This is a genomic window from Acuticoccus yangtzensis, from assembly GCF_001927245.1.
Classification (GTDB): domain Bacteria; phylum Pseudomonadota; class Alphaproteobacteria; order Rhizobiales; family Amorphaceae; genus Acuticoccus; species Acuticoccus yangtzensis.
Map to the genome: position 1 here is coordinate 87,260 of NZ_MJUX01000003.1, position 23,371 is coordinate 110,630.

Sequence of the window (23,371 nt, forward strand, 5' to 3'; positions counted from 1 at the left end):
ACGGGTGCTCACGGACATCACCGCAAGTGGTGAGCCACCGTAGACCGTCGAACAGCAAGGAGAACGACCATGAAGACTTCGATGAAAGCCGCTCTGTCCGGCATTCTTCTGATGGGCGGGACCGCGGCGGCGACGGCACAGACCGTGGTCGTGGCCCCCGAGCAGGAAACCGTCATCCGCGAGTACGTGCGGTCCGAGCCGCTCGCCTCGATCAGCCTCCCCGGCATCGAGCTGAACCTCGGCCAGACCGTGCCGCAAGAGGTGGAGCTGCATACCATTCAGCGTGAGCAGGTCCCCTACAGCTACACCGTGGTGAACGATCGCACCGTGATCGTCGACCCGCAGACCCGCCAAGTCATCCGCGTGATCGACTAAAACGCGGACGCGGCATCAAGAGGCCCGGCCGGACACAAGCGTCCGCGCCGGGCCTTTTTGCGTCGGCCTTCGGCGCACTTCAGCGGCATCAGGACGCCGTCCGGCTCAGTGCTTCAGCGATTGCGCGTAGGGCATCGGCGCGATTTCGCCGATGCGGGTCGCGATCGGGACCGCGCAGGAGGTGAGACCGGCGTTCTGCAGCGCCAACGTCACCTCGGTGACGTGGAGCGCCAGTTCGGGCGACATGCGGGACGGGCGGCCCGTGGCGGCCGCCTCCAGCATGTCCATCGGGCCGAGCGCGAAGTTCATGCTGGCCGCGCCCTTGCGCCCGACCATGCGGTGCGTCTCGCCGTGGAAGGTCAGGCGCTTGCCGACCGGCATCTCGAGAAGTTTGCGGCGGATGGTCAGGCGCTTGTGGAAGCGCACCGGGGCGCCGTTCGCCCATGTCTTCGCCTGGCGGATCACGCCGCGGTCCCCAACCAGCGTGATCGCGTGGTCGTGCGGGGCGATGATCGAGCAGGTGAGGCGGGCGATCACACCACTGTCGAACACCAGCGTGCCGGTGGAGTAGTCGGGCGCATCCGTCGCCGGGGCGGCGAGGCGGGCGGAGGCGGCGATCACCGTCGTCACAGAGCCGAACGCCGTCATCAACCAGCCGAGGTGATAGCCCGCATGCTCCAGCGTGCAGCCGGTGGCGAACTCGTCGGCGGCAGGCCAGGGCGCGCCGCTTTCGCCGAGCCATTTCTCGGTCGGCGCCTGGCGGACGAAGCCGTCGTCCATCTCCGCATAGACGAGACGGATGGGGCCGGCGACGCCCTGCCGCACCGCCGCCGCCAGCACTTGCGCGCTCTCGCCGAGCTGGTTGCAGGGCGCTGCACCGAGGAGCAGCCCGCGCGACTTGGCGAGCGCGGCGAGGGCGTGGGCATCGTCCATCGTCATAGCCAGCGGTTTTTCGCTGTAGACGTGGTGTCCGGCGTCCAACGCGGCGCGGCTCACCTCGACGTGCGACGTGGGGTTAGTGAGGTTGAGGACGAGACCGCCGCGCGGCAGCGCCGCATAGAGCGCCTCCGCCGTGTCGAAGGAAGGCACCATCCAGTGCGCCGCGAAGGCGGCGAGGCGCTCGGGCCGCCGGTCGAACACGCCGACGATCGTGATCTCCGGATAGACCGCCAGGGAGCGCATGTAGAGGTCCGCCACGAAGCCGCAGCCGATGATGGCGACGGCGTAAGGTGCGCTGGAGGCGGACGGGGCGCCCGCGGAGGACGGGGCGGCGGAGGGGGCGGCGTCGTACACGGCGGGCGGTTCTCGCGGGCAGCAACAGGAAGACCTTTGTGCCCGCTGGTGCGTCGATTGGCTAGGCGTCCGGCGGCGTGGTGCCGGTCTGGTTCGGCGCAGTCTGACCCTGTGCAGGCTGCTTCGGCATACGGCCGGCCGGTGCGATGTCGGTGGATGCCCTGTTCATGGGGGTTCTGTTCGTGGGGGTTCTTTCCATTGCAGCGCTTCCGGTTGGCGAAGCGCCCCCACCGCCGTCGCTCGCCGGTGCGCCGGCGAGGCCCTTTTCCTCCCAGCGGTAGAGCGGCATGCGGCGGGACCAGAAGGTGAGCTTCCCCCAGCGCCCTGCCGTCGCGATACGCGCCGCCTCCCGCCGCGTCCTGTCGCCGGAGAGAACGGCGAGGGCGTGCGGGACGAGGCCGACCGCGAGCTGTGCGGCCGCGACGAGGGGCAGCGTCAGCCGCGTCAGGCGCGGGCGGCGGCTGGTCAGCACGGTGACGATGGCGAAGGATTGCCCTCCCGCGACAGCGCGCCGGGTGAGGTAGCCGAGGTCGCAGCGGCTGGCGGGGATCGCGTCGTAGACCATCGCCTCCGCCACCCACCCGAAGCGGCATCCGGCGCGGTGCTTGGCGGCCATGAGGAGGAGGTCCTCCCCGCCGTTGGCGCCGAGATAGAAGTCGAACGGGGCGGGATCGGTCAGCATCGTGGCGCGGCGGAAGACGCTGTTGGAGGTGGCGAGCACGAACCCTTGGGCGAGGCGGGCGGCGCGGCCGGGCGCGACCTCCGCCCCGTCCGCAAGCGGCGAGGCACGGGTGAACTGGGCGTGCGCCGCCGGGCCCGCCGCCGCCGGCTCGGCAAACTCGGGCGTGAAGGGGCCGAAATAGACGTCGTAATCGTGCCGGCGGATGGCGGAGGCCATGGCGGCGAGCCAGTTCGGCGCCACGTGCTGGTCGTCGTCGAGGAAGGCCACGAAGTCGGCCGTCGCCTCCGCCACGGCGCGGTTGCGCGCGACCGAGATGTTGGGCGGATGCGCCTCGAGATAGACGATCTGGAACGGGTGGCCTTGCGCTGCCGCGTGCACCGTGGCTTGGGCCGTGCCGGCGTCCGAATTGTCGGCGACGATGATGCGCACCGCGGTGCCGGGCACTTCGTCCATCGCCGCCAGCGAGGCGAGGAGTTTGGCCAGCAACGCCTCGCGGTGGAAGGTGCAGACGACGATGTCGATGCCGAGCGGATCCGCGGTGGCCGCCGGGCCGGCGGTGTCGGTCACGCCCGCGCCTCGCCGACGGCTTCGGCGATGGCGGCCGCGGTGTCGCGGTTCGGCCGCCAGCCGAGGGCAATGCGGGCTGCGGCCGAATCGTAGCGGGCGGCGCGGGCGAAGGTGGCGAGCTCGCCGCGGGTGGGCGCCAGCGCGGCGGCTTCCAGGCCCGAGCCGCCGAGCTTGCGCCAGACCTTGGCCGGAACGGAGGCGGCGACGCGAGCCTTCACGGTGGCCGGAGCGAGGTCCGGCAGCGTGCGCCCGTCGGCGGCGGCGAGCGCCGTGAAATAGGCGTTCCAGGTGAGGCTGTCGTCAGCGACGAGGTTGTAGGCGCTGAAGCCCGCGGGGGCGTTGGCGAGGGCGGCGACCGTGGCGTCCGCGACCTCGCTGACGTGGACGAGCGGGCACGGTCCCTCGCCGAGCGCGCCGAAGCGGCCCCAGGCGCCTAGCCTGATGCGGCGCAGGAGCTTGACGGTCCAGAAGGTGCTGTCCGGCCCGTAGACGGCGCCGGGCCGCAGCGCGACCGCGCGGCGGACCGGCAAGCCGGCGGCGGACGCGGCGTGCGATCCGCCGGTCGGGGCGGCTGGGGCAGCGGGCGATATGGCACCCCCGGCCGCCGCGGCGCTTGGCGATCCGGCGGCCCATGCGGCGAGAGCGGCCTCGCCCTCCTGCTTGTCACGGCCATAGGCGCCGGGGTCGCCCGCGGGCGGGGTGGTCTCGGTCACGGTGCCGGTGGCCGCGCCGTAATAGGCGATGGAGCTGAAGGCGATCAAGGTGGTGATGCCCAAAGCGTCCGCCGCTGCGGCAAGCTGCGGGATGCCGCCGGCCGTACCGCTGCCGGCCCCGTAGGCCGCGTGGACGATGGCCGTCGGCGCAGGGGCCGATGCGCCGCCTTTGGGAACGATCTGCGGAACGCCGCCGGTGAAGGCGAGGGCGGCCGGTGTCACGCTCGGATGGGCGACGAGGTCGTCGGGCAGCGGGGTTCGGTGGATGGCGGCGAGGACGTGGTGGCCCGCATCCGCCAGAGCGGCGACGACGGCGCGGCCGATGAAGCCCGCCGCGCCGGTCACGAGGACGCACTCAGTCACGCACGCCACTCCGGTCGCGGCCGCAGACGATACCCGGCGCGGGGGGCGTACAAGAAGGCCGAGCCTTGCGGGTCATCCATCCTCGCTGGCGAAATAGTTCTCGTCGATCGCCCGGATCTTCACCGTGCGCCGGGTGGAGTGGATGGGGTTGTTGAGCACCTCCTGGCGTCCGCTCGGGAGGCGTTCGGCGATCTTCTCCCGCGTCAGGGCGAACTCTTCGGCGGCGCGGGCGGCCATGTCCGGCACGCGTGAAATTCCCCGCGCTGCGTACTGCAGCACGGGGAGCATCAGCGCCTGATCGTCCGGGATGGTCACCGCCGTCAGTTGACGCCGAAGCTGGCGATGGCGGCCATGTTGACGATGTCGGTGTCGCGGGCGCCCATGGGCACGATCTGCACCGGCTTGTCGAGGCCGACGAGGATGGGGCCGAGCACGGTGGAGCCGCCCAGCTCCTGCAGCATCTTCGTGGCGATGGAGGCCGAGTTGAGATTCGGCATCAACAGCACGTTGGCCGGGCCCGAGAGGCGGCAGAAGGGGTAGGCCTTCATCAGCTCCGGGTTGAGGGCGACGTCGGCCGCCATCTCGCCGTCCACCTCGAAATCGACGCGGCGCTTGCCGAGGATCCTCACCGCCTCTTCCACGCGCTCGGCATGTTCGCCCGGCGGGTGGCCGAAGTTGGCGGAGGCGAGCATCGCGATGCGCGGCTCGTAGCCGAGGCGGCGGGCGACGCGCGCAGTCTCCTCGGCGATGTCGGCGAGGTCTTTGGCCGAGGGTTCCTCGTTGACCGCGGTGTCGGCGACGATCACCGAGCGCCCGCGCGCCAGCACCAGCGACACGCCGATGATCTTGTGGCCGGGCTTGGCGTCGATCGCGAGGCGCATCGCGTCGAGCGCGACGGTGTAGTTGCGCGTCACGCCGGTGACCATCGCGTCCGCATCGCCGAGCGCGACCATGCAGGCGCCGAAGAAGTTGCGGTCCTGGTTGATCATACGCTGGCAGTCGCGCAGGAGGTGCCCCTTGCGCTGCAGCTTGGCGTAGAGGAAGCGCACATATTCGTCGTTGCGCTTGGAGAGGCGGGCGTTGGCGATCTTCAGGCCCGGCTTCAGCTCGATGCCGGCCTGGAAGGCGTTCTCGCGCACCGTCTCTTCACGGCCGACGAGGATGGCGGTGCCGAGCTCCTGGTTCACGAAGGAAGCGGCGGCACGGATGACGGCCTCTTCCTCACCCTCGGCAAAGACGACGCGGCGCGGGTTCTGCCGCACCTTGGCGTAGATGCGCGACAGGGAACCGGCCACGGGGTCACGCCGTGCGGACAGCTCTTCGGCGTAGCGGTCCATGTCGACGATCGGGCGTCGGGCGACGCCGGTGCGCACGGCGGCACGGGCGACCGCGGGCGGGATCGTCGACAGAAGGCGCGGGTCGAACGGGACGGGAATGATGTATTCGCGGCCGAATTTGGGGCGGTTGCCCTGGTAGGCGGCGGCGACCTCGTCGGGCACGTCCTCCCGCGCGAGGGCGGCGAGCGCCTCCGCGGCGGCGATCTTCATCTCTTCGTTGATGGCGGTCGCGCGCACGTCGAGCGCGCCGCGGAAGATGTAGGGGAAGCCCAGAACGTTGTTGACCTGGTTCGGATAGTCCGACCGGCCGGTGGCGACGATGGCGTCGTCACGGATCTCGGCGACCTCTTCGGGCGTGACCTCGGGATCGGGGTTGGCCATGGCGAAGATGATCGGGTTCGGGGCCATGGCGCGCACCATGTCGGCCGTCACCGCGCCCTTGACGGAGACGCCGAGGAAGGCGTCCGCGTCGGTCATGGCTTCCAGCAGGGTGCGCTTGTCCGTCCGCGCCGCGTGGGCGGACTTCCATTGGTTCATGCCTTCTTCGCGCCCGGCATAGATGACGCCCTTGGTGTCGCACAGGAGCACGTTGTCGTGCTTCACGCCCATGGACTTCAAAAGCTCGATGCACGCGATACCGGCGGCACCCGCGCCGTTGCAGACCACCTTCAGGTCCTCGATCGCGCGGCCCGTCAGGTGGGCGGCGTTGATGAGGCCGGCGGCGGCGATGATGGCGGTGCCGTGCTGGTCGTCGTGGAAGACGGGGATGTCCATCAGCTCTTTGAGCTGGGACTCGATGATGAAGCAGTCCGGCGCCTTGATGTCTTCGAGGTTGATGCCGCCGAAGGACGGGCCGAGATACTTCACCGAATTGATGAACTCTTCGACGTCCTTGGTGTCGACTTCGATGTCGATGCCGTCGACGTCGGCGAAGCGTTTGAAGAGGACGGCTTTGCCTTCCATCACCGGCTTGGAGGCCAGCGCGCCGAGGTCGCCGAGGCCGAGGATGGCGGTGCCGTTGGAGATCACCGCGACGACGTTGCCGCGGGTGGTATAGTCGAACGCGCGGTCCGGATCTTCGGCGATGGCGCGCACCGGGACGGCGACGCCCGGCGAGTAGGCGAGCGAGAGGTCCCGCTGGGTCGCCATAGGTTTGGTCGGCGTGACTTCCAGCTTGCCGGGACGTCCGCGGCTATGGAAGGTCAGGGCCTCTTGGTCGGTGATGGTCGGCCGGCCCCGCCGGTTCCGTTCTGCAGCGTCCACGTTCTCATTCCCCCGAAGCGACTTTTATTTGAATCACTACGCTGTAGAGCCGGGCGCCGTCCATCGTGCGCCGCACAATAGTTTTCAATCGGGTGGCGGCGGACTGGTGGCTGTGGGCGGCTGCCTGATCAGCGCCGGCCCGCGCCTGAATGTGGGCGGCGCCCGCGTGCCGCAAATCCATCGGCGGCGAGGGTGAAGAGTGCGGCGGTGATCGCACCGGCTGGGGCGAGGACGAGAAGGATCTCACCCGAGAGAAAGAAGGCGGACCAGCCGGCGGTGGCGGCAAGGCCGGTGAGGGCGGCGGCCGTCACCCGCACCGAGCGCCGTGCGCCGCCGGCGAAGAGGGCGGCGAGGACGCATGCGGTGGCGACGGCCGGCGGAGTCCCGAGGGCATAGACGGCAAGAAGCGCGCCGTCCTTGAAGAGGGCGAAGGCGCCGAAGAGGCCGAACAGGATCGTCAGCGGGCCCACGGCGAGAAATCCGACGAGCGTGGCGAGCACGACGAAGACGACGTAGCCTGCCAGGGGCCCGGCGAGCGCGAAGGTGGCGAGAAGCGCGGCGACGTGCCACGGGCCCGGCCGCACCGGGCCGGTTCTGGCCCGATCGCTTGCTGATCCGCGCGGCGCGGCAGCTTCGTGCGCAGAGGAAGGATCACGCCCCTGGGAAGCGCTGGGCGAAGGAGCGGCACCAGGCGCACGGGAGGCGCCGGGCGCGGGAGGATCGCCGCTCGCTCCCGCCGGGCCTGACGCGGGGCCGGGTGAAATAGACGAGGCGTGAAATGGGACACTGACGGGCATGGCAACGCACCCAGTTGAACGATGTCGTCTATGAGCCGCGAGGAACCTGCCGGCAAGCTCACCGTTGCCGCCCCGCACGGCGGTGCGAACGACGCTGCAGCGGCCGCGTGCCCTCCCGCGGCGCGGCAGAGAACCGGCGCGGCGGCGCACGAGGGCGGCCCGGCCATCCCCACACCCATCCCCGCATCGGTACACAGGGCGCGCGGCACTGTGGACGCCGCCGCGCCGCGCCTTGCCCCGGCGCGGCCCTGTGCGGCACCGTGTCGTCCCGACCCCCGGAGACCGACGTGGAACGCACAGCCAGCTTTGCCGAGGACGATGTGGCCGAAGCGGTGTGTTCCGACGCCGAGATCGCCAGCGCCACGCCGATGATGGCGCAATATCTCACCATCAAGGCGCAGAACCCGGACGGCATCCTGTTCTACAGGATGGGCGACTTCTACGAGATGTTTTTCGAGGACGCGGAGCTCGCCGCCAAGGCGCTCTCCATCCACTGCACCACGCGCGGCACCCATGCGGGCAAGCCGATCCCGATGGCGGGCGTTCCGGTACACGCGGCGGAGGACTATCTGGCGCGGCTGATCGCCCAGAACATCCGCGTCGTCATCGCCGAGCAGACCGAGGACCCGGCCGAGGCGAAGAAGCGCGGCTCCAAGTCGGTGGTGAACCGCGCGGTGGTGCGGATCGTGACGCCGGGCACCATCACCGAGGAGCGCCTGCTGCGGCCGGACCGCGCCTCTCTGCTGGTGGCCGTCGCGCCGGGCAAGACCGAGGTCGGCATCGCCGCGGCGGACGTTGCGGCGGGGCGCTTCACGCTGATCGCCGCGACGCCTGAGACGATGGCGGCCGAGATCGCGCGGCTGGACCCGGTGGAGCTGATCGCGCCCGAGGGGGTGGAGCTGCCGCTGCTCCCGGTGCGGCTCACGGTCTCGCGCCGCGTCCCGTCGGAGTTCCGCGCGAACGGTGCGGCGGCGCGGCTCGCCAACCAGTTCGGCGTGGCGGATCTGGCGGCGTTCGGCACGTTTACCGACCACGAGGCGGCGGCGGGGCTGGCGCTCGTCAACTACCTCGCCGAAACGCAGCTCGAAAGCGCGCCGCCGCTGGACCCGCCCCGCAAGGACGCGCCGGACCGGGTGATGGCGATCGACGCCGCCACCAGGGCGAGCCTGGAGCTGACCCGCCCGTCGCGCCCCGAGGGGCCGACATTGCTGTCGGCGATCGACTGCACGGTGTCGGGCGTCGGCGCGCAGCTTCTGGCGGACCGCCTGTCGAGCCCGTCGCTGATGCGCGGCGAGATCGCCGACCGGCACGACGCAGTGGCCGCCTTCGAGGCCGATCCCGTAGCGCGCGAGGCGGTGCGGCGGGCGCTGAAGGGCGTGCCGGACATGATGCGCGCGGCAGGCCGTCTGGCGGCCGGGCGCGGTCAGCCGCGCGACGCGCTGGCGATCGGCCGGGCGCTGGCGGCGGCGGGCGAGGCGGCGGCGGCGTTGCCCGCGGCGCGTCCGGCGATCATCGCCGCGGCGGCCGCAGTGCTGGACGAGGCGCCGGGCGAACTCGGCGCGCGGCTGGCGGCGACGCTGGACGAGCGCGCGGCGGGCGGCAACCAGCCGGACGGTTACGTGGCCCATGGCGTCGACGGGGCGCTGGACGAGGCGCGCACCCTGCGCGACGAGAGCCGCCGCTTCGTGGCCGGACTGCAGGCAGATTACCAAAAAGAGACCGGCGTCCGCGCGCTGAAGATCAAGCACAACGCGGTGCTGGGGTGGTTCATCGAGGTGCCGGCGGGCCACGCCGACACGCTGCACGGGCGGGACACCTTCACCCACCGCCAGAGTCTCGCCAACGCCGTGCGCTTCACCACCGACACGCTGCGCGACCTGGAATCGCGCATCCTGGCGGCGTCGGAGGATGCGCGGACGCGGGAGCAGGCGATCTTCGCAGAGCTGGTCGCGGCGATCGCGGCGGCGCGGCCGTGGCTTTCCTCCATCGCGGCGCAGGTGGCGGAGATGGACGTCGCCGCGGCGCTGGCCGAACGGGCGGCGGTGTCGCGCTGGGTGCGACCGGTGATGGAGGACGGGCTCGGCTTCCATGTGGAGGCGGGGCGGCACCCGGTGGTGGAGGCCGCGCTCGGCGACCGCTCGCGCTTCGTGCCGAACGACTGCGACCTGTCGCCGCCGGATGCCGAGGGGCTGGCGCGTGCGGTGATCCTCACCGGGCCGAACATGGGCGGTAAATCCACCTATCTGCGCCAGAACGCGCTGATCGCGGTGCTCGCCCAAGCGGGCAGCTTCGTTCCGGCGAAGGCGGCGCGCATCGGCATCGTCGACCGGCTGTTCAGCCGTATCGGCGCGTCGGACGACCTCGCCGCCGGACGCTCCACCTTCATGGTGGAGATGGTGGAGCTCGCTGCCATCCTGAACCAGGCGGGGCCGCGCGCCCTCGTCATCCTCGACGAGATCGGCCGCGGCACGGCGACCTTCGACGGCCTGTCGATCGCCTGGGCCGCATTGGAGCGGCTGAACGAGGTCGGCTGCCGCACGCTGTTCGCGACGCACTATCACGAGATCACCACCCTGTCGGAGCGGCGCCAGAGGATCGGCAACGCGACGATGCGGGTGAAGGAGTTCCGCGGCGACATCGTGTTCCTGCATCAGGTCGAGGCGGGGGCGGCGGACCGCTCCTACGGCGTCCAGGTGGCGCGGCTCGCCGGGCTACCGGCGCAGGTGGTGCGCCGCGCGCGGGACGTCCTGGCGCGGTTGGAAGAGTCCGACCGCGGCGCGGCGCGGGCGGCGCTGGCGGCGGATCTGCCGCTCTTCGCCTCCTTCGGCGAGGCGGAGCCGGCGGCCGCGGCGCCGGCGGCACGCTCGGAAGCGATGGAAGTGCTGGACGCGCTCAACCCGGACGCTTTATCTCCGCGTGAAGCACTCGACGCGCTCTATGCTCTGAAGGCCGCGCGCCGGGCCGATATGGGAGAAGAATGATGGCCAAAGGCTACTGGATCGCGCGTGTCGACGTGACCGATCTCGACGGATACCAAGAATATGTTGCGCTGAACGCTGCGCCGCTCGCCGAGTTCGGCGGGCGCTTCCTGGTGCGCGGCGGGCCGCACGAGGCGGTCGTGGGCGAATCGCGCCAGCGTAACGTGGTCGTCGAATTCCCGTCCTATCAGGCCGCCGTCGATTGCTTCTATTCCGAAGGCTATCAGAAGGCGCTCGCCGTGCGCCAGAAGACCTCGGTCAGCGAGCAGGTGATCATCGAAGGCTATGACGGGTCGCAGCCGGGTCAATGATGCGCATCGGAGTAGCGGGCGCGGCCGGGCGGATGGGCCGGGCGTTGGTGCGGGCGGTGCTCGAGACCGAGGGCGCCGAACTCGGCGCCGCGACCGAGCGGGCTGGTGCGTCCGAAACCGGTGAGGACGCGGGCGTCCTCGCCGGGGTCGGCGCCGTCGGCGTGGCGCTGACCGCCGACCTTGCCGTGCTCGCCGGCTGCGATGCGGTGCTGGACTTCACCGCTCCGGCCGCCTCGGTGGCGCTGGCCGAGGCGCTCGCTGCGTCCGGCACGGCGCACGTCATCGGCACCACGGGATTCTCGGAGGCCGAGGACGAGGCGATCGCCAAGGCGGCGCGGTCCATGGCGGTGGTGAAGTCGGGCAACATGTCGCTCGGCGTCAATCTCCTCTCGGTGTTGGTGGAGGAGGCGGCCGCGGCGTTGCCCCAGGCCGACATCGAGGTGCTGGAGATGCACCACCGGCGCAAGGTGGACGCGCCGTCCGGCACCGCGCTTCTTCTCGGCAACGCCGCAGCGGCCGGGCGCAAAGTGGCGCTGAAGGACAAGGCGGTGATGGTCCGCGAAGGGCACACCGGCCCGCGCGAGGCCGGAACGATCGGCTTCGCCACGCTGCGCGGCGGATCGGTGATCGGCGAGCACGACGTGATTCTGGCGCTCGATTCGGAACGTGTGGTGCTGCGCCATGTGGCCGAGGACCGCGGCGTGTTCGCCAAGGGTGCGGTGACGGCGGCGCTGTGGGCCGCGGGCAAGGCGCCCGGGCTTTATTCTATGCGCGACGTTTTGGGGCTGACGCGCCGCTAGGCGGGTTCGGCGGCCGAAGCAAAACAAGGGCGGTCCCATCGGGCCGCCCTTTTTCGTGATGACCCGGTCGTGGGTACGACGGCCGCGTCATCGACGGACCCCGCCCGCACACAGCGGGGCGGACTGGCGAATGTGGCAAGCTGCCGCGCCTGCAGGACCGGCTCCCGCCGACGCTCGCCGCCAAAATCCGCGGGCACACGCCCACTTCAGCCAACGCAGTTAGACAGGATCCGGCACCGGACACGGGCCGCATCGTGTGGATACTGAAGAGAGATTTTACTTTGCAACAATTTGAAATTGATGGGCTGTTCATGCTTGAAGCATCTTCTTTCCGCCATAAAGGCTAAAAGTTCCGCAAAAATTGTTCGGGTTCTGCTCATCCCTACACCTCTAAATTGAGTCGAATTTTGTTCCGTCGTTAACGGTTTATCCACAATGTTCTTCGTCGTCCGCCGCTGATCGGCAATGGAATGCCAGATTCGCCGGTTGATGGTCGGTGGTCCCGGAAGGGGGCTCACGGCGGTCGGACACGCTTCAATAAAATTCGATGGAATCGCGAATCATTTGCCGCCGGAGGGCTTCTCAGCCGCGTCTTCCGAGGGCAGACGCGGTGGAATTCGAAATATCAATGAAAATCAGTAGCTTGGAGATATGCCCAAAAGTTTCTCTCGCGGGCACTAAGTTGTGAATTGCACAGCTCATGTTGTTAACGTTGAAGGTTTAGCAAGGATTGGGATAAGTTTTCCACAGTCTGTGTATAGCGGGGGACAGGTCGTTCCATGTTCGTTCGTTCTTTCACGATGCGGTAAGGTCAACGGTGTCAAGTTCGCGCAACGCGAGAGTTGGCAAGGAGGCTCCATGCTCATCAATGGTTTCACGTCCGAGACGGCAGGTCGTTCACCAGACGCGGTGTCCTTGTTCTGGTGGCAAGGCTGGAGCAGCGCCTGGTACGTCACATCTGTATTTGATATCAAAGGCTTCCATTGCGACGCGCCGGGAACCTTCGTGCTCGTGCGGCGCGAACCGAATGGAAGCTGCACCCCGCTTCTGGTCGGCGCGTGCGAGAATGTGAGCGATGATCTGTTTGCCCATCACGGTCCGGCACTGATGCGCGCCATCAAATCCGGCGCCACTGAAGTGCATGTGCATCTTCTCGCCAATTCGCCGAAGGATCGTGCCGCGGTGATGGAAGATATCGCACAGGGCTGGCAGATGCCGGTTCACCCGGCGCCCGTCGCGTGAGGGGCGGAACCGGCTTCTGATCCCTGTGAAGATTCTCGTTGCTTGCGACAAGTTTCGCGGAAGCCTGACGGCCCGCGAAGCCAATACCACCATTCTCGAGGCGTTGGCCTCCAGCCGCCTCGAGGCTGTGGGCGCGGACGTTGCCATCGCCGATGGGGGCGAGGGCACGCTGGACGCCCTTTTGAGCGACAGCCTCACCCTCACGACGTCGACGATCACCGGCCCGTTCGGCGGCACGGTCGAAGCGCCCTGGGGCCTCGACCGTGCCGCCGCACGCGCCGTCATCGAGATGGCGCTTGCGGCGGGGCACCACATGGTGACCGCGGGGTATGACCCGGACCGGGCCACCAGCGCCGGGATCGGCGACCTCATCCGCGCCGCGTTGGACGAGGGGGTGACGGAAATCGTCGTCTCCGTCGGCGGCTCGGTCTCGGTCGACGGCGGGGCGGGCGCGCTCGAAGCGCTGGGCGCCCGTTATTTCGCTGCCGACGAGGAGCCTGTGGTCAGCCCCGCCGGCCGGGCGCTCCACACCGTCGAATCGGTCGACCTCTCGCGCCTCGACCCGCGTCTTGCGGGCGTGACGATCATCCTCGCCGCCGACGTCGACAATCCGCTCACCGGGCCGCGAGGCGCCGCGCGCGTGTTCGGCCCGCAGAAGGGCGTGAAGGCGGACGATATCGACGCCTTCGACGCCGCGCTCAACCATTTTGCCGACCGCATCGCCACCGCGACGGGGGCGCCTTCTCTCGCGACGACCCCGTTCGCGGGTGCGGCGGGCGGCATGATGGTGGGCCTTTCGGCGGCGGCCGAGACACGGGCGGTCGACGGCTTCTCGCTGATCTACGCTCACCATCGCCTGGACGAGCGCATTGCCGAAGCCGACCTCGTGGTCACCGGCGAGGGTTCGCTGGACGCGCAGTCGCTGTCGGGCAAGGGGCCGGTGGCGGTGGCGCGGGCAGCGCAAGCGGCGGGCAAGCCCGCCATCGCGCTCGCCGGGCGCGTCGCGGCGACGCCGGACGAGCTGGCGGCAAACGGGGTGACGGCGGCCTTTGCCATCGGCCGCGCCCCGGCGACCTTGGACGACGCGCTGAAGGCGGCGAAAACCTCGCTCTTCGACACCGCTCGCGCCGCATTCGACGCTGTGGCCGCCGGTCGTCGTCTCGGCTGAGCGCCACTGCGCATGGGGCGGCGCCCGGTTCGGGGCGCCGCGTCCCGCCGCATCTTAGCCGCGGCGGAAGACGACGCCGCCGACATATCCCGTGACGAGCGCCAGAACCACCGCGCCGAGACCGTAGAAGAGCGGCTGCTCGCGGCTCCACTGGAAGACGCGCTGCTCGAACCCCGTCTTGTGGACGTCGAATCGCAGCTCCTCTGTGGCAAGGTTCACCTCGCCCGCATAGAGGAAGGCGAAGACGCGGTAGCGCCCGTCGGACAGAAGCGGTGGCAGCGGGATCTCGGTCCGGAAGAAGGTGCGGCTGAGCTTCTCCACTCCGTCAAGCTCTTCGACATAAAGGCCCTGACTCATGCGCGCGGCGGCGAGTGCGGCCCGGTGCTCGGCGCGCCGGTCGCCGTCGTCCTCCACGCTGATCAGCGACAGGCTTCTGGCCGGTCCGCCCGCGTCCTCGATCAGGCCCCGGGCGCCGGGGGTGGAGAAGAGGCCGTAATAGGACGGCATCCGGTCGAACTCCTCTCCCTTCCCGTTCATCCAGATGCCGAATCTGCGTTCACGCCTTTGGACCAGCACGTTCTGCTCGGGCCCGCGCACGGCGATGATGATCTCGTAGCTGCCGGAGCGGGCGACGGTGTTGGCGTCGCGCTCGACCACGCCGAACAGGGAGAGGGTGGCACCGGAGAAGTTGGAGCCGATGGCGATCACGTTGCTGGAGAGGGCGACGGTGAGCGTCTCGGCCTTCAGCGGCGGGGCGGCCAGGAGGATGAGGAGGGGGGCGAGCCAGCGCACCATGTCAGCGGGCCAATGTGGTGATGGCGAAGAGATCGTCCGGGGTGAGGACGAGGTTGAGGGCGAAGCGCACGCCGACGATGAGGACGAGGAGGCCGAGGAGGGCGCGCAGATGTTCGCCGCGCATGGCCTGGCCGAGCGAGGCGCCGATCTGCGCGCCGATCACCCCGCCGATCATCAGGATGAAGGCCAGCATGATGTCGACGGCCTGGGAGGCGAGGGCGTGGCTGACGGTGGCGATCGCCATGACGCCGACGATCTGCACCAGCGAGGTGCCGACGACGACCGAGGTCGGCACCTTGAGGAGGTAGATGAGGGCGGGAACCATGATGAACCCGCCGCCGATGCCGAGGAGGGTGCCGAGGAAGGAGATGGACGCGCCGAGCCCGAAGACGGGCAGGATGGAGATGTAGAGCTTGGAGCGGCGGAAGCGGACCTTCAGCGGAAGGCGGTGGATCCAGCCGCGGCCGGGGGAGCGGCGCACGGGGGCGAGCGGTTCGCCCCGGCGGCGGGCAGCCCTGGCGCGCAGCATGGCGCGCACGCTCTCGTTCAGCATCAGCCCGCCGATGGTGCCGAGGAAGATCGTGTAACAGATGGCGATGACGAGGGTGAGCTGGCCGAGGCTGCCGAGGGCGGCGAAGAGTTCGGCCCCGGCATAGGCGCCGAGCGACCCTGCCGCGATGAGGCAGAAGGCGAGTTTGAAGTCGACCTGTTTGCGCCGCCAATAGGAGAGTGCGCCTGAGGTGGAGCTGGCGACGATCTGCGGTGTGACGGAGGCGACGGCGACCGCGGGCGGAATGCCGGAGAAGATGAGGAGCGGCGTCATGAGGAAGCCGCCGCCGACGCCGAAGAGGCCGGAGATGAGGCCGACCGCCGCGCCCATGGCGAGGACGAGCAGCACGCTGACGGGCATTTCCGCGATGGGAAGGTAGAGGGTCACGGGCGCTGCCCTTGTCGCTGGTGCGGGCCTTCAGGGGTCACGCGGGTTCACCTGGCCGTGGGGTCGAGTGGCGGGCCGGGCCGGTGCGCGGCGGCTGAGACGGGTGGCGGCGCGGGCGTGGCGGATGAGACTGCAAGGATCGAATGGCACCCTCAGGGCAGGGCGAGGGCGACGAAGGCGCCGCGAAACAGGGACACGACGGCGCGCAAGGCGGTCCGCACCACGCCTTTGACGAGGCGCACGGCAAGGAGCCCCGCGGCCCATGCGGCGAGGCTGTAGAGGAAGGCGATGAGCATGGCGACCCCGCGCACCGCGGCACGGAAGGCGCGCAAGCTGGTCTTGCCGGTCAGCTCAGCGACGGCGCGGCTTCGGGCGCCGAAGCGGCCGGTGAAGGTGGCGAGCTCGGTCGCGTCGCCGGTGTGGCGCACGGTGCGCATCAGCTTCACGGCTTCGGCGGGGCCGGCGTTGGTGGCCATGGTGCCGACGGCCGAGAGCGTGGTGGTCAGCTCCGCGCGTGCGGCCGCGGGGGTGAGATCGGCGGAGGCGTCGCCTGCGGTGGTGCGGCCGGTCGTGCGGGCGGCGGGGCTGCTGCCGGTGGCCGCCGTCTCGCCCCTGCGGGCGGCGGCGATCTGATCGGCGGTGCGCACGGGGGTCATCCCGCCCGTCGCACGGGTCGCGGCGAGGGCGGCGCCTGCGGGAGCGTCGGCCGAGCGGGCGGCGGTGCGGCCGAGGCGCACCAGGCTCGACGCGAAGTCCACCGTGATGTTGCCGGTGCGCTTGGCGACCTTGAGCACGGAGACGGCGGCCTTGACGGTCAGCGAGGCGCCGCCGGTGGCGAGCGTCACCCCCTCGGCGGCGAGCCCGACGGCGGCGAGGCCGAGGAGAAATTGCGAATAGTCCTCGCCGATGGCCGCTTTGCCGCCTTCGCGGACGATGTCGCGCACGTCGCCCACCACGGTGAGGTCGGAGACGACGGCGCCGGCGAGGCCGGCCGCGCTGTCGGCATGGCCGGTGATGTAGGCGCCGGCGAAGTCTCCCGCGTTGCGCAGCGCGGAGGCGAGGGGGGTCTGCGCGGCGGCCAGCGCGTCGACGTTGGCGGCGGAGAGGGGTTTGCCGAGTTCTTCGGCGAGGCCGGCGAACTGGACGGCGAGGGAAATGTCCCCATCGTCCAGCGCGGCGGCGACCTTCTGGTCCAACGTGTCGCCGGGGGTGGCGGCCTGCAGCTCGCGCCGGATCTCACGCTCCTGAAAGCCCGTGTAGAGGCGGGGAACGGCCAGCGCCAGGAAGGCGACTGTGCCGATCGAAAGGATCGTGGCGGCGGGGAGAATGCGCATCGCTTGACTGTCGTTGAGATCCTCGAGCGTGCGTAGCGGGTCCGCTGCGCACATCCATAATATCACACTCTTGCCGATCGGCGAGGGGGCAGGTGCCCTCGTCCCACGCCGGGCTTTCGCTTGGCCCGCCGGACGGCCGGTGCCGCGGCGTGCGGCCGCCCCGCCCGTACCGCGACGGGGCCGGGCGGGGGCATGCTGAAGGCTCCCCACGCAGAACTCGTCCGGGAGCACGCGGCACCTTCGCGCCTCGGATATGAAAGCTCGCTGAACAACTGTTTGACGCCCCAGGAAACGCATGGCACTGCCCGCGCACGAAGGCGCGGCGTCGGCCATGACGTCTTTCACCTCACAATATGGAGCGCTTATGGGCGATCTTTTGGCTTCGGTCCGGTCGGCGGCGCAGCGCACGCCCATCTCCGGCATCATTTCGACGGCCAATCACGGGCGGCAGGTGCCGGGCACCATCCCGCTGTGGGCGGGCGAGGGCGACCTGCCGACGCCGCGTTTCATCGCCGAGGCCGCGGCCAAGGCGCTCTATGACGGCGAGACCTTCTACACCCACTCGCGCGGCATACCTGAGTTGCGCGAGGCGATCGCCGGCTACTACGAAGAGCAGTTCGGACGGCCGTTCGATCCGGACACCTTCTTCGTCACCGGGTCCGGCATGCAGGCGATTCAGCTCTGCGTGGCGATGACCGTGGGGGCGGGCGAGGACATCCTCATCCCGACGCCGTCGTGGCCGAACGCGGCCGGCGCGTCGACGGTGATCGGCGCCAACCCTGTCATTGTGCCGATGGCAGAAGACGCCGGCCGCTGGGTGCTGACGGTGGAGATGCTGGAGAAGGCGATGACGCCGCAGACGCGGGCGATCTTCGTCAACTCCCCGGCCAATCCGACCGGGTGGACGGCGACGCGCGAGGAGATGGAGGCGATTCTGGCCTTCGCGCGGGCGAACGAGCTCTGGATCATCGCCGACGAGATCTATTCGCGCTTCATCTGGACCGGTGCGTCGCGGGCGCCGTCCTTCCTCGACATCGCCGAGCCGGACGACCGCATCTTGTGGGTCGGCACCTTCTCGAAGAACTGGGCGATGACGGGGTGGCGCATGGGCTGGATCCACGCCCCTCTGGCGCTGAAGCAGACGCTGGAGAACCTCATTCAATATTCGACGTCGGGCACGGCGGTGTTCATGCAGCGCGCGGGCATCGCGGCGATCACCGAGGGAGACTGGTTCGTGCGCTCGATGATCGAGCGGGCGCGCGAGGGGCGGGACATCGTGGCCGAGGCGCTGGCGGGGCGGAACCGGGTGACCTTCGCGCCGCCGGACGGGGCCTTCTACGCCTTCTTCAAGGTAGACGGGCTGGAATCATCGCGGCAAGCGGCGATCGACCTGATCGACAAGGCGCAGGTGGGGACGGCGCCGGGCACCGCCTTCGGGGAGAATGGCGAAGGTTATGTCCGGGTGTGCTTTTTGCGCAGCAGCGACAGTCTGCGCGAGGCCATGAGCAGAATCGTCAATTATCTTGAGACTTTAGGGTAAGTCGCGGGGCGGCCTGCGGGGCGAATCTCTGCGGGTTGTCCACCAGACCTTGAACCGGGCTTGCATAGGGCGACGAATTTCGTCTGCCAGTTATCCCCGTGCGGCATGATTTGTGCGACAGTGGTGTCGCTCCTCCCTCAACTGGGGTTCGGCCTTCGGGTCGGACCCCTTTTTCCTTTGGCAATCCGGCGCCGGTTGGTGGCGGGTCGGCGGAGTGGATTGCGTTTGGTGCGGCGGCGGGTCATAGAGCGCGGGCCAGCCGGTCGGACGGCCGCTCCGGCAGGGTCGAAAGGCCGCCGGGGAGGAAAGTCCGGGCTCCACGGAAACACGGCGCCGGATAACGTCCGGCGGGGGTGACCCCAGGGAAAGTGCCACAGAAATCAGACCGCCCGCGTTCGCGCGGGTAAGGGTGAAACGGTGGGGTAAGAGCCCACCGCGGCGGCGGCAACGTCGCCGGCACGGCAAACCCCGCCGGGAGCAAGACCGCATAGGGATGGTGGCGCGTTTCCGGCCATAACCGTCCGGGTGGGTCGCATGAGGCGTCCGGCGACGGGCGTCCCAGATGAATGGTCGTCACGCGGGGGGTCCGCCCTCGCCATACAGAACCCGGCTTATAGACCGGCTGGCATTTCCTCTTTCCCGGTTCGCATCGCGCTCCAGCGTAGCACTCTCCCGCGTCTGTCAGCGGACGGGAGGCATTGCGGTGCGCGCGCCGGCCTGAACGACGAGCATTCCGGCGCCGCGAGTTGCGATCCGATTGTCTCACCGCGCGGCGCGCTGGTCTGGCCGGGAACGGGCCATGCTCCGGCGGGCAGGGGGCGCCATGGTCCGATCGTGGGATGGCATGGGTGTGGCCCATGGGATCGCGTGGGCGAGGGGCGGCGCAGCGTGGGGAGCCGCGCGATGGCCCGCCGCGCGGCGTCGTCCGAGGCGCTCTTCCGCGGCGTTGCGCCTGATCCGTCGCCCGTGGTGTGCCGGTCTTGCGATGGGCTGGCGTGGGGCTGCGGCCGCAGGTGCGCACTGCCGCGCAATTTCCGGGCCTGTTAACCGATCTGAGCAGGCCGAAGTCCCGTCCCAGGGGCTCGGCGATGATCCCCATATGTTCCAATTTTCCCAGAAAAACCGCGGAGTTTGTGCCCTTGTTGCCGATGGGGCACAGGGGGTCCGTGTCCGTCAAATCCAACCGGTTTGGTAAATCGATTCGTTGACGCCCATGTGAGCCCATGGTATCCCAAATCATCCCGTTACGGAGCGTGCGGGGGGATTCCACGGGCGGTCACTCGCCGCCCAGCGCGGGAGCTGGGGTGGCGCGGTTCGTCTCGAACTACACGAACAAGCTCGACGCCAAAGGGCGGGTCTCCATCCCCGCGCCCTTTCGCTCGATCTTGGTCCGTGATGGTTACGAGGGGCTTTATTGCTTCCGTTCGATGAGTGCTCCAACTGTCGATGCGGGAGGTTTTCAGTTGTTGAACGTCCTCGAATCCCGCCTTGCTGATTTCGATCCGATGACGGACGAGCACGAAGCCCTGGCGATGACCTTTTACGGCGCATCCGAACAGCTGCGCATCGACAGTGAAGGCCGCGTCGTCTTCACCGATACCATCCGCGCCCATGCCGGCATCGACAAAGAGGTCACGTTTGTTGGCATGAATTATAAATTCCAGATCTGGAATCCCGATGCTTATGAGACGCACCGCCAGGAAGCCCAGGCGCGTGCGCTCGAGGTCATGCGCCGCGGCGGGCAGCGCAACGGGCGCGGCGAAGGCGGCGCCGGACGCGGCCTGTCGCTGACCGAGATGATGGGCGCGCGCCGCCGCGAGACCGGCGGGGACGGCGAGCTGTGAGCGCGCCCGACCACACCGACGGGACAGGTGCCCCCGAAGCCACCACGGCACAGGCCGAAGGCACGGTACAGGCGGAAGGCCGCCACGTCCCGGTGATGCTGGCCGAGGTGATGGCCGAGCTGGCGCCGCAGCCGGGCGAGACCATCGTCGACGGCACCTTCGGCGGCGGCGGCTATACCCGCGCCATCCTGGAGACGGGCGCCCATGTCATCGGCATCGACCGCGACCCGTCCGCCGTGGCGCGCGGCCGGGCGATGACGGACCCCGCCTTCACCATGGTGGAAGGGACCTTCGGGGCGATGGACGCCCACGTCGCCGCGCTCGGTCACGACAAGGTGGACGGCGTGGTGCTGGACATCGGCGTCTCCTCCTTCCAGCTCGACCAGGCCGAGCGCGGCTTCTCCTTCCGCTTCGACGGCCCGCTCGACATGCGCATGGGCGGGGATGGGCCGACGGCGGCCGACATCTGCAACCACGCCGAGGTCAGCGACCTCGCCCACCTCCTGCGCACCTTCGGCGAGGAGCGCCACGCCGGGCGTGTCGCGCGAGCCATCGTCGCCGCGCGGCCGCTGGCGACCACGGCCGAGCTGACGGCGATTTGCGAGCGGGCGCTGAAGGCGGGGCCGGGTATCCACCCGGCGACGCGCACCTTTCAGGCGCTGCGCATCGCCGTCAACGATGAGCTCGGCGAACTCGGCCGCGCGCTGATCGCCGCCGAGGCGATCCTGCGGCAGGGCGGCCGCCTTGTGGTGGTGGCCTTCCACTCGCTGGAGGACCGCATCGTGAAGCGCTTCCTGGCCGAGCGGTCGGGAACGGCCGGCGGATCGCGCCACATGCCGGTGGCGGATGTCGCGCCGGCCACCTTCGTCGCCTCGGCCAAGCGGGCGCTCGCAGCGTCCGACGCCGAGGCCAAGATCAATCCGCGCGCGCGCTCGGCCAAGTTGCGCGCCGCCACACGCACCGACGCGCCGGCCCGGTCCGCCGATCTGACGGACCTCGTCCCGCATGTCCGGCTGAGGGGGGTCTATTCATGAAGCGTCCGGTTCGCTTTGCGGCGCTGGTGCTGGCCGTCTCGGTCGCCACCGTCAGCGCGGGTTCGGTCTTCATGATGAAGAAGGACGCCGAGCGCGACGCCTTCGCAATCCGTGAACTCAATCGAAAGATTGCCGCGGAACGGCAGAGAATCAGCGAACTTAGAGCCGAGTGGGGCGCACTCGACAATCCGCGACGTCTGCAGGCCCTGGTGGACCGGCATGCGGGAGTCCTGCGTCTCGCCCCGATCGAGGGCCGGCAGATCGCACAGGTGCGTGAAGTGGTGGCGGCCATGAGGCAGAAGCGCAAGGAGGGCGAGAAATGAGGCGCAACACGGTACGCAACGAAGGCGCGCGCGGACGCATCGGCCTTCTGCTGGTCGCCTGTGTTGCGATCTTCGGCGTCATCTCCGGGCGCCTCGTCCTCCTCGCCTCGGCGCCCGCGGTCGCCGGCGCCTTCTATGCCGGGTCGCCGCAGGACGACGTGCAGGCCGCCCGTCCCGACATCATCGACCGCAACGGCGAGGTGCTGGCGACCGACCTTGCCACCGCCTCCCTCTATGCCGAGCCGCGCAACATCGTCGACGTGGACGAGGCGGTGGAGCTTCTGACCCGCGAGCTTCCCGAGCTCGACCCGGTGAAGCTGCGCCGCGACCTGTCGACCGACCGCGGTTTCATCTGGCTGCAGCGCGAGGTGTCGGGCCTGAAGCGCGAGGCGATCCACAATCTCGGCATCCCCGGCATCGGCTTCCTGACCGAGACGAAGCGTTTCTATCCGGGCGGCTCGACGGTGGGGCACATCGTCGGCCACGTGAACATCGACAATGCGGGCATCGCGGGCCTCGAGAAGACCATCGATGGGGGCGGATTGTCGGCGCTGCAGTCGGCGGGGCTGGCGCGCAAGGGGCGCGACCTGTCGCCGGTGGAGGTGACGATCGACCTTCGCGTCCAGCATGCGGTGCGGGACGAGCTGTCGCGCGCCATCGAGCGTTACCGGGCGCTGGCGGCGATCGGCATCATCCTCGACGCGAAGACGCTGGAAGTCGTGGCGATGACCTCGCTGCCGGACTACGACCCGAACGAGCCCGCCCAGGCGCTGGAAGACATCCGTATGAACCGCGCGATGGCGGGCGTCTACGAAATGGGCTCGGTCTTCAAGACCTTTACCCTGGCGATGGGGCTCGACACTGGCGCGATCACCCCGGCCTCGCAGCTCGACGCGCGCGGCAAGCTGCAGATCGGCCGCCACGCGATCGGCGACTTCCACGGCAAGAACCGCGTTTTGACGGCGGCCGAGGTGTTCCAATATTCGTCCAACATCGGCTCGGCGCGCATTGCGTTGAAGGTCGGCGCGCAGCGGGTGGAAGAGTATTACCGCGCCTTCGGCTTCCTCGACCGGCTGGACACCGAGCTTCCCGAGGCGGCCAAGCCGCTGACGCCGTCGCGCTGGCCGCAGATCACGCTGGCGACGACCTCGTTCGGCCACGGCATCTCGGTGACGCCGATGCATGTTGCGGCGGCCGCGGCCGCTGTGGTGAACGGCGGGATCTACGCGAACCCGACCTTCTACCCGCGCTCCGAGGCGGAGATGATGCGCATCGGGCGCCGGGTGCTCTCGCCGCAGACGTCCAAGCAGATGCGTGACCTCTTCTACCTCAACGGCAACGAGGGATCGGGCCGCAGCGCGCTGGTGCCGGGCTACAATGTCGGCGGCAAGACGGGCACGGCCGAGAAGGTCGTCGGCGGCCGCTATGCGGAGAACAAGCGCTTCAACTCCTACCTCGCCGCCTTCCCGATGGACGATCCGCAATACATCGTCCTCGTGGTGATCGACGAGCCGAAGCCGGAGGAGGGCAAGCACTACGCCACCGCCGGGTGGAACGCGGCGCCGACGGTCGCCAACATCATCAGCCGCGTGGGGCCGATGCTCCATGTGGAGCCGCGCTTCCCCAACGATGATGCCATCGAACGGGCGATCACGGTCGCTTACCAGGAGTAGGG

The 23,371-nt window shown here is 69.5% G+C and carries 20 protein-coding genes and 1 other RNA gene; 12 read left to right on the forward strand and 9 right to left on the reverse strand.

Annotated features, from left to right (window positions below; translation table 11 throughout):
* Positions 1-69: 69 nt before the first annotated feature.
* Positions 70-375, forward strand: a complete 306-nt coding sequence (locus BIX52_RS09620; RefSeq protein ID WP_075220866.1) for a DUF1236 domain-containing protein — start codon at positions 70-72, stop codon at positions 373-375.
* A gap of 105 nt (positions 376-480) precedes the next feature.
* Here the strand turns inward: BIX52_RS09620 and BIX52_RS09625 are convergent, their stop codons facing one another.
* The 6 genes from BIX52_RS09625 to BIX52_RS09650 all read right to left on the reverse strand — a co-directional run bounded on the left by BIX52_RS09625 (position 481) and on the right by BIX52_RS09650 (position 7,177).
* Positions 481-1,668 (reverse strand): Gfo/Idh/MocA family protein, encoded by a 1,188-nt coding sequence (locus BIX52_RS09625; protein WP_211098171.1) that lies wholly within the window; start codon positions 1,666-1,668, stop codon positions 481-483.
* 61 nt (positions 1,669-1,729) lie between these two features.
* The gene (locus BIX52_RS09630) at positions 1,730-2,917 is read right to left on the reverse strand and encodes a glycosyltransferase family 2 protein (RefSeq protein WP_075220867.1); all 1,188 of its coding nucleotides are present in this window, start codon (positions 2,915-2,917) and stop codon (positions 1,730-1,732) included.
* Complete coding sequence (locus BIX52_RS09635; RefSeq protein ID WP_108676520.1) at positions 2,914-3,993, reverse strand: NAD-dependent epimerase/dehydratase family protein; 1,080 nt, start codon at positions 3,991-3,993, stop codon at positions 2,914-2,916. The genes BIX52_RS09630 and BIX52_RS09635 overlap by 4 nt, the downstream gene beginning before the upstream one ends.
* A gap of 72 nt (positions 3,994-4,065) precedes the next feature.
* Complete coding sequence (locus BIX52_RS09640; RefSeq protein WP_075220869.1) at positions 4,066-4,308, reverse strand: winged helix-turn-helix domain-containing protein; 243 nt, start codon at positions 4,306-4,308, stop codon at positions 4,066-4,068.
* Positions 4,309-4,313: 5 nt separating this feature from the next.
* Positions 4,314-6,593, reverse strand: a complete 2,280-nt coding sequence (locus BIX52_RS09645) for an NADP-dependent malic enzyme (RefSeq protein ID WP_075220870.1) — start codon at positions 6,591-6,593, stop codon at positions 4,314-4,316.
* A 128-nt stretch (positions 6,594-6,721) separates the two neighbouring features.
* Positions 6,722-7,177, reverse strand: a complete 456-nt coding sequence (locus tag BIX52_RS09650; protein ID WP_075220871.1) for a hypothetical protein — start codon at positions 7,175-7,177, stop codon at positions 6,722-6,724.
* A 581-nt stretch (positions 7,178-7,758) separates the two neighbouring features.
* On the opposite strand from BIX52_RS09650, the gene mutS reads away from it, so the two are divergent.
* The 5 genes from mutS (at position 7,759) to BIX52_RS09675 (ending at position 13,889) form a co-directional block, all read left to right on the forward strand.
* Entirely contained in the window at positions 7,759-10,371 is a 2,613-nt protein-coding gene (gene mutS / locus BIX52_RS09655; protein WP_083660176.1) for a DNA mismatch repair protein MutS, read from the forward strand.
* Positions 10,371-10,679, forward strand: a complete 309-nt coding sequence (locus BIX52_RS09660; RefSeq protein WP_075220873.1) for a DUF1330 domain-containing protein — start codon at positions 10,371-10,373, stop codon at positions 10,677-10,679. Before mutS ends, BIX52_RS09660 begins: the two co-directional genes overlap by 1 nt.
* Positions 10,679-11,479 carry a 4-hydroxy-tetrahydrodipicolinate reductase gene (gene dapB / locus BIX52_RS09665; protein ID WP_075221178.1) on the forward strand — a complete coding sequence of 267 codons (801 nt, stop codon included), beginning with the start codon at positions 10,679-10,681 and terminating at the stop codon, positions 11,477-11,479. Before BIX52_RS09660 ends, dapB begins: the two co-directional genes overlap by 1 nt.
* Positions 11,480-12,337: 858 nt before the next feature.
* On the forward strand, positions 12,338-12,721 hold the full coding sequence (locus tag BIX52_RS09670) for a hypothetical protein (protein WP_075220874.1): 384 nt from the start codon (positions 12,338-12,340) through the stop codon (positions 12,719-12,721).
* Between the two features lie 25 nt (positions 12,722-12,746).
* The gene (locus tag BIX52_RS09675) at positions 12,747-13,889 is read left to right on the forward strand and encodes a glycerate kinase (protein WP_075220875.1); all 1,143 of its coding nucleotides are present in this window, start codon (positions 12,747-12,749) and stop codon (positions 13,887-13,889) included.
* A 54-nt stretch (positions 13,890-13,943) separates the two neighbouring features.
* On the opposite strand, the gene BIX52_RS09680 is transcribed toward BIX52_RS09675, so the two are convergent.
* The 3 genes from BIX52_RS09680 to BIX52_RS09690 form a co-directional block, all read right to left on the reverse strand.
* A complete protein-coding gene (locus BIX52_RS09680) occupies positions 13,944-14,684 on the reverse strand; it encodes a TIGR02186 family protein (RefSeq protein WP_075220876.1) in 741 nt (246 codons plus the stop codon).
* A gap of 1 nt (position 14,685) precedes the next feature.
* On the reverse strand, positions 14,686-15,621 hold the full coding sequence (locus BIX52_RS09685; protein WP_075220877.1) for a sulfite exporter TauE/SafE family protein: 936 nt from the start codon (positions 15,619-15,621) through the stop codon (positions 14,686-14,688).
* A 152-nt stretch (positions 15,622-15,773) separates the two neighbouring features.
* Positions 15,774-16,955 (reverse strand): hypothetical protein, encoded by a 1,182-nt coding sequence (locus tag BIX52_RS09690; protein WP_075220878.1) that lies wholly within the window; start codon positions 16,953-16,955, stop codon positions 15,774-15,776.
* A 364-nt stretch (positions 16,956-17,319) separates the two neighbouring features.
* On the opposite strand from BIX52_RS09690, the gene BIX52_RS09695 reads away from it, so the two are divergent.
* From BIX52_RS09695 to BIX52_RS09720, 6 genes are all read left to right on the forward strand, one after another.
* Positions 17,320-18,495, forward strand: coding sequence for a pyridoxal phosphate-dependent aminotransferase (locus tag BIX52_RS09695; protein ID WP_205647790.1), 1,176 nt, complete (start codon positions 17,320-17,322; stop codon positions 18,493-18,495).
* A 255-nt stretch (positions 18,496-18,750) separates the two neighbouring features.
* Positions 18,751-19,125, forward strand: an RNA gene (rnpB, locus tag BIX52_RS09700) — RNase P RNA component class A.
* 674 nt (positions 19,126-19,799) lie between these two features.
* Complete coding sequence (gene mraZ, locus BIX52_RS09705; protein ID WP_075220879.1) at positions 19,800-20,339, forward strand: division/cell wall cluster transcriptional repressor MraZ; 540 nt, start codon at positions 19,800-19,802, stop codon at positions 20,337-20,339.
* Positions 20,336-21,373 carry a 16S rRNA (cytosine(1402)-N(4))-methyltransferase RsmH gene (rsmH, locus tag BIX52_RS09710; protein ID WP_281249195.1) on the forward strand — a complete coding sequence of 346 codons (1,038 nt, stop codon included), beginning with the start codon at positions 20,336-20,338 and terminating at the stop codon, positions 21,371-21,373. Before mraZ ends, rsmH begins: the two co-directional genes overlap by 4 nt.
* Positions 21,370-21,696, forward strand: coding sequence for a cell division protein FtsL (ftsL, locus tag BIX52_RS09715; protein ID WP_075220880.1), 327 nt, complete (start codon positions 21,370-21,372; stop codon positions 21,694-21,696). The genes rsmH and ftsL overlap by 4 nt, the downstream gene beginning before the upstream one ends.
* Entirely contained in the window at positions 21,693-23,369 is a 1,677-nt protein-coding gene (locus tag BIX52_RS09720; protein ID WP_075220881.1) for a peptidoglycan D,D-transpeptidase FtsI family protein, read from the forward strand. Before ftsL ends, BIX52_RS09720 begins: the two co-directional genes overlap by 4 nt.
* Positions 23,370-23,371 lie beyond the last annotated feature (2 nt).

Excerpts from the sequence above, each read along its gene's own strand:
- BIX52_RS09670 (WP_075220874.1), top strand. The coding sequence starts at position 12,338 with ATGCTCATCAATGGTTTCACGTCCGAGACGGCAGGTCGTTCACCAGAC.
- BIX52_RS09660 (WP_075220873.1), top strand. The coding sequence starts at position 10,371 with ATGGCCAAAGGCTACTGGATCGCGCGTGTCGACGTGACCGATCTCGAC.
- BIX52_RS09695 (WP_205647790.1), top strand. The coding sequence starts at position 17,320 with ATGGGCGATCTTTTGGCTTCGGTCCGGTCGGCGGCGCAGCGCACGCCC.
- BIX52_RS09680 (WP_075220876.1), bottom strand. The coding sequence starts at position 14,684 with ATGGTGCGCTGGCTCGCCCCCCTCCTCATCCTCCTGGCCGCCCCGCCG.
- BIX52_RS09690 (WP_075220878.1), bottom strand. The coding sequence starts at position 16,955 with ATGCGCATTCTCCCCGCCGCCACGATCCTTTCGATCGGCACAGTCGCC.
- mutS (WP_083660176.1), top strand. The coding sequence starts at position 7,759 with ATGATGGCGCAATATCTCACCATCAAGGCGCAGAACCCGGACGGCATC.
- BIX52_RS09620 (WP_075220866.1), top strand. The coding sequence starts at position 70 with ATGAAGACTTCGATGAAAGCCGCTCTGTCCGGCATTCTTCTGATGGGC.
- BIX52_RS09720 (WP_075220881.1), top strand. The coding sequence starts at position 21,693 with ATGAGGCGCAACACGGTACGCAACGAAGGCGCGCGCGGACGCATCGGC.
- dapB (WP_075221178.1), top strand. The coding sequence starts at position 10,679 with ATGCGCATCGGAGTAGCGGGCGCGGCCGGGCGGATGGGCCGGGCGTTG.
- ftsL (WP_075220880.1), top strand. The coding sequence starts at position 21,370 with ATGAAGCGTCCGGTTCGCTTTGCGGCGCTGGTGCTGGCCGTCTCGGTC.